This is a genomic window from Staphylococcus sp. GW821-FHT11H10 (assembly GCF_058807855.1).
This window is the reverse complement of record NZ_JBXARC010000041.1, coordinates 1-5,589: the sequence shown is the minus strand read 5'-3', so window position 1 is coordinate 5,589 and position 5,589 is coordinate 1. Positions and strand designations below refer to the sequence as shown.

5 protein-coding genes are annotated in these 5,589 nt (G+C 31.0%); 3 read left to right on the top strand and 2 right to left on the bottom strand.

The window, feature by feature from the left end; translation table 11 throughout:
- Positions 1-224 precede the first annotated feature (224 nt).
- A complete protein-coding gene (locus tag AC1RRU_RS12365) occupies positions 225-1,319 on the bottom strand; it encodes an FUSC family protein (protein WP_011275398.1) in 1,095 nt (364 codons plus the stop codon).
- 156 nt (positions 1,320-1,475) lie between these two features.
- Positions 1,476-2,765 carry a glutamate-1-semialdehyde 2,1-aminomutase gene (locus tag AC1RRU_RS12360; RefSeq protein WP_011275399.1) on the bottom strand — a complete coding sequence of 430 codons (1,290 nt, stop codon included), beginning with the start codon at positions 2,763-2,765 and terminating at the stop codon, positions 1,476-1,478.
- Positions 2,766-2,846: 81 nt separating this feature from the next.
- Between AC1RRU_RS12360 and bcp the strand changes: the two genes are divergently transcribed.
- The 3 genes from bcp (at position 2,847) to perR (ending at position 4,804) form a co-directional block, all read left to right on the top strand.
- Complete coding sequence (gene bcp, locus AC1RRU_RS12355) at positions 2,847-3,302, top strand: thioredoxin-dependent thiol peroxidase (protein WP_011275400.1); 456 nt, start codon at positions 2,847-2,849, stop codon at positions 3,300-3,302.
- A gap of 5 nt (positions 3,303-3,307) precedes the next feature.
- The gene (locus tag AC1RRU_RS12350; protein ID WP_493196601.1) at positions 3,308-4,258 is read left to right on the top strand and encodes an NAD(P)-dependent oxidoreductase; all 951 of its coding nucleotides are present in this window, start codon (positions 3,308-3,310) and stop codon (positions 4,256-4,258) included.
- A 93-nt stretch (positions 4,259-4,351) separates the two neighbouring features.
- Complete coding sequence (gene perR / locus AC1RRU_RS12345) at positions 4,352-4,804, top strand: peroxide-responsive transcriptional repressor PerR (protein WP_011275403.1); 453 nt, start codon at positions 4,352-4,354, stop codon at positions 4,802-4,804.
- Positions 4,805-5,589 lie beyond the last annotated feature (785 nt).

Below are 5,589 nucleotides of genomic sequence, written 5' to 3'. Positions count from 1 at the left end.
AAATAAAGAAGCCAGTAAATGAATTTGTTAAAACTCATTTACTGGCTATTTCTCTAGGGTTTATGTCCCAGACTCTTCAAATATATATTGGCAGTAGTTGACTGGCTAAAAATGCACTTGTAACAATCTTTTTTAATTCTAGTCAACCTTGCCGGAGTGGTCGGGGGTCAGCAAAGAGAATTTCATAAAGAAAATTTTACAAGCTTCGTAACCCCATTTTTTTGTTATAAATCAAAATCCTCATCAGCAATATCTATATCAGTGTCATTGCGGTGATAAGTGAAGAAACTTAATCTTAATCGATCTAAATGTTCTAAATAATAACGATATTCTTCTATTGTAGCAATGATTTGCATGATATTTGAATATGAATATTCTACTTGATAAGGGTTTTGAATTAACTGTTGTTGAAAAGCATCCATTAGGTCTTTCTTTTGAGGATTCATGATTTGATTATCAAAATGTTCCACATTGTAACGAGCTTTTTTCGACAAGCTTTTTAAAATTTGTTCGTGATAGGCTGTTAATGAATCTAATTCTAATTTTATCTGGAAAATTAAATTGTAATTTAGATTGTGAAGATCATTCTGATATCTAGCCATACGATTTAGTACTTCATAAGCTTGTCTTGTAGTGCCTACAACTTCTTTAAATAAGATTTTCTTTCTATTTTGTTGGAAGGCAGCCTTTCTAGTTAATGCTTTTTCTTCATTATAGTAATTAAAAATCTGTTCGAGTTTTGATATACGTGATTCAATTTGTTCTCCATCTTCTTTTATCTGATGATAGTCAGATGCGTCATTTAATACGAGTTTAAACCAAATGAAAATATCAGAAGCAATATTCACTGAGTTGTGATATATCTTAGTTTCAAATTTGGGTGGTAAAAATATTAAGTTAACTACAGAAGCGCTGACAACACCAATCATTACTAGTATAAATCTAAATGCTGCAGTGACATAGAATGACCCAGTATGTTGTCCCATTATAATAAGCGCTGTTACGCCAGCTAATGTAGCAACGTGTGCTAAATTTAATTTATATAAGATGGCAATTAATAAAATGACAGTAACACCCATAATAACGATATTCTTCCCAAATATTGTCACCATTATGACTGCTAATAAAGCACCAATGACATTACCTGTAGCTTGTTCTGAAATAGTTTTAATAGAACGGTAGATATTAGGTTGCATAGCAACAATCGCACTAATTCCTGCTACAGATTTTAAACCGACATTATCAGGTAAGAATGACGCTATAAACAAAGCAAGAATAATTGCAATACCAGTCTTTAGTATACGAGCTCCTAGCCTCAACTATAACGCTCCTTTAAATATATTTTTTATAATAATATTTTAAACTAGTATACACTTGAAGACTGAATAGATACAAGTTTTTGTTTTGATTAATAAAAAAACTACAATAAAGGCAACGTTATAATTCACGCTCCTTTATTGTAGGTTATAAATTTACTATTTCATTTGACTAAACGCATAATCAACAGCTTTAAGTGTCTCATCAATGTCTTCTTCAGTATGCTCTGTAGTTAAGAACCATGCTTCAAATTTTGATGGAGCTAAATTAATACCTTGGTTCAACATTAATTTAAAGAACTTAGCAAATGCTTCTCCATTTGAATTCTCAACTTGCTCATAATGTGTGATTTTTTCATCTGTGAAGTAAAGTGTTAAAGAGCCATATACTCTATTAATAGTTGCTGTAATATTATGTTTATCAATTAGCTCTAATAGACCATCTTCAAGTCGTTTTCCTAATTGATCTAATCTTTCATAAACACCATTTTGTTCTAGTACTTCTAGTAATGCGATACCTGCTCTCATAGAAAGTGGATTACCTGCCATCGTTCCAGCTTGGTATGCCGGACCTAATGGGGCAACGTGTTCCATGATATCTTGTCGGCCACCATAGCCTCCAATTGGAAGGCCACCTCCAATTATTTTTCCGAATGCAGTTAAGTCTGGGTATACATTTAATAGATCTTGGGCTGCACCATAATGGAAGCGGAATGCAGTAATAACTTCATCATAAATCACCAATGCACCATAATCGTGAGTAATTTCATTAACTTTTTCCAAGAAACCTGGTTGTGGTTCAACCATTCCAAAATTACCAACAATTGGCTCAACTAGCACAGCAGCTACTTCATCTCCCCAATGTTTCATAGCTTCTTTATATGATTCAATATCATTAAACGGTACTGTAATTACTTCTTTAGCGACACTTTCAGGAACACCTGCAGAGTCAGGAGATCCTAATTGTGATGGACCACTACCAGCAGCTACTAATACTAAATCAGAATGACCGTGATAGGAACCTGCAAATTTAATAATTTTATTTCTCTTTGTATAAGCTCTAGCAACACGAATCGTTGTCATAACTGCTTCAGTTCCAGAGTTTACGAATCGTATTTTTTCAAGTGACGGAATAGCTTCTCGTAATTTTTTACTAAATTCAATTTCTAATTCTGTTGGCGTGCCATAAAGTACACCTTTAGCTGCTTGATCTTGAATAGCTTTAGTTATATGAGGGTGAGCATGACCTGTGATAATAGGACCATATGCTTGTAAATAATCAATAAATTTATTGCCATCAACATCATACAAGTATGCGCCATGTCCTTCGCGCATTACAACAGGAGCACCTCCACCAACTGCTTTATAAGAGCGTGATGGTGAATTAACGCCACCCAAAATATATTCATTTGACAATTGTTGTAGACGTTCACTCTCAGTGAATTTCATCTTATTTCAACCTCTCTTATTTTAATATTATTCCTTACTATCGTATCATATAATTAATATAATTAAGAAATAGGTGATATGATGCTTAAAAAGGGACAAAAATTTCCAGAATTTAAATTAGAAAATCAGAATGGTGAATGGATTACTAATGAGACAATAAAAGGAAGCAAAACAATTATTTATTTTTATCCACGTGATAATACTCCAACTTGTACAACAGAAGCATGTGACTTTAGAGACAACATAGAACAATTTAATGACTTGAATGTTCAAATATATGGAGTCAGTGGTGATACTAAGAAAAAACATCAAAATTTTATTGCAAAACATAATCTTAATTTTGATTTATTAGTTGATGAGGATTTTCAATTATCTAAAGCAATAGGTGTCTATCAATTGAAAAAATCATTTGGTAAAGAATCTATGGGTATTGTTCGCACAACATTTATTATTGATGAGGATGGCGTTATCATCGATGTCATTGAAAAGGTTAAAGTAAAAACACAAATTGAAGAACTAAATCAAATTTTGGGGTGAAATCAATGAAAATAGTTAGTTTAAAGCGATTAGGAGAAATAGAAGCTTCACTTATAAACAGCTACCCGGATTTAGAATTTTATTTTTTCAAGAAAGCAGTAGATATACCGACAGAACTTAAAAATGAATTAGAGATATTGATTGGCTATGATAGTGGCGTTGATAAGAACTTTATTAATGCTTGTCCAAACTTAAAATGGATCTCCTGGTATGCTACAGGTGTTAATAATCTACCATTAGAAGTTATTAAAGAAAGAAATATTATTTTAACTAATACTAGGGGAATACAGGCTAAACAAGTTTCAGAATTTGTTTTATCCTTCATACTTAATGACTATAAGAAAATGCGCACATCATATGTTAATCAAGTAAATAAAGTGTATGATTCTAAACTAACTGGTAAACGATTGAGCGATGAAAAAGTATTAATACTAGGAACAGGATCGTTAGCTCAACAAACCGTCAAATTACTCAAACCGTTTGAATTGGAAATAATCGGTATAAGTAAATCCGGTCATCATAAAGATGGTTTCGATAATATTTATACAATAGAAGATTTAGAATCACATTTAAATAAAGCTAATATTATTATTAATACATTACCTGAAACTCAAGAAACATATCATTTATTGTCGGAAAGACATTTCAAAATTATGAATGATAAATGTTTATTTATTAATGTAGGTAGAGGAACAATTGTTGAGGAAAAAATACTCATAAAAGTATTAAATCATAACTTAATTCGCCATGCATATTTAGATGTATTTGAAAATGAACCATTAGATGCAAACAATGAATTATATAAATTAGATAATGTGACGATTACAGCACATATAACAGGAAATGACAAAAATATAAAAAGTGATGCTACAAAACTATTTGAGAGGAATTTGAATGATTTTCTCAATAAAAATGATGTAATTGAGAATAGAGTCGATTTATATAAAGGTTATTAACGGAAATCGTTCGTACTTATTGACATCACACTTTTGAAACAGTTATATTAATATCAAGTAATAATTATTATTAAGTAGAAAGTGGTGAATCATATGAGTGCAGAACTGGAGTCTATTGATCATGAGTTAGAAGAGTCAATTGCAGCCCTAAGAAGAGCTGGTGTAAGAATCACACCACAACGTCAAGCCATCATTCGTTATCTCATTGCATCTCATTCACATCCAACTGCGGATGAAATTTATCAAGCACTTTCACCTGATTTTCCAAATATTAGTGTTGCGACTATATATAATAATTTAAGAGTGTTTAAAAGTATTGGCATAGTTAAAGAGTTAACATATGGAGATGCATCAAGTCGATTTGATTTTAATACTCATAATCATTATCACGTTATTTGTGAGAAATGTGGCAAGATTGTAGACTTCCATTATCCTCAACTTGATGAAGTTGAACAACTTGCACAGCATATCACAGAGTTCGACGTAACACATCACCGTATGGAAATATATGGTATTTGTAAAGAATGCAAAGATAAAGAAGAATAATAGAATGGAAGAAATAGTGGGAGTGGGACAGAAATAATATTTTCTCAAAATTTATTTCGTTGTCCTACCCGGCAAGGATGACTAGGTTTGAAAAAAGCTTGATTCAAGCGCATTTTCAAATCAGTCAGCTACTGACAAAATGATAAAAGAGGCTGAGACATTTTATTTTGTCCCAGCCTCTTTTTTATTAATCTAGCTATAAGTGAAAAATAAACACACTTTAAATGATTTATTAAGCACGAAAATCATATACACTAGTATTAAAAATAGATCTCTCGACAAAATAATGCTAAAAAATATGTAAATTATACTCTTAATTCAAAACAATACATTAGAGGTGAAAATTTAGCCATTATTATGATACAAAAATGATTGACGCTCCTTTGCAAACTTGCTATTATATAAAAGTCGTCAAAAACGAATGTAAACTTTCTTGTTTCAGAAATTAATTTCATTAAATTAATGTTAAGAAAGTGTAATTTTGACTATTGAAAAACTTTGCAAGACAATATAAGATATTATTTGTTGAAATAATCAATTAAGTTTTGAACAGAAGGATTTTTGAATAAAATAAAATTTAAAAAGTTCTTGACATGATATAAAGATTATTGATATAATTAATAAATGTAATCGCTTTAAATGAACATTGAAAACTGAATGACAATATGTCAACGTTAATTCCAAAACAGTAACTTAAATGTTACAAACACTATTTAGTATTATGAGCTAATCAAACATCATAAATTTTTATGGAGAGTTTGATCCTGGCTCAGGATGAACGCTGG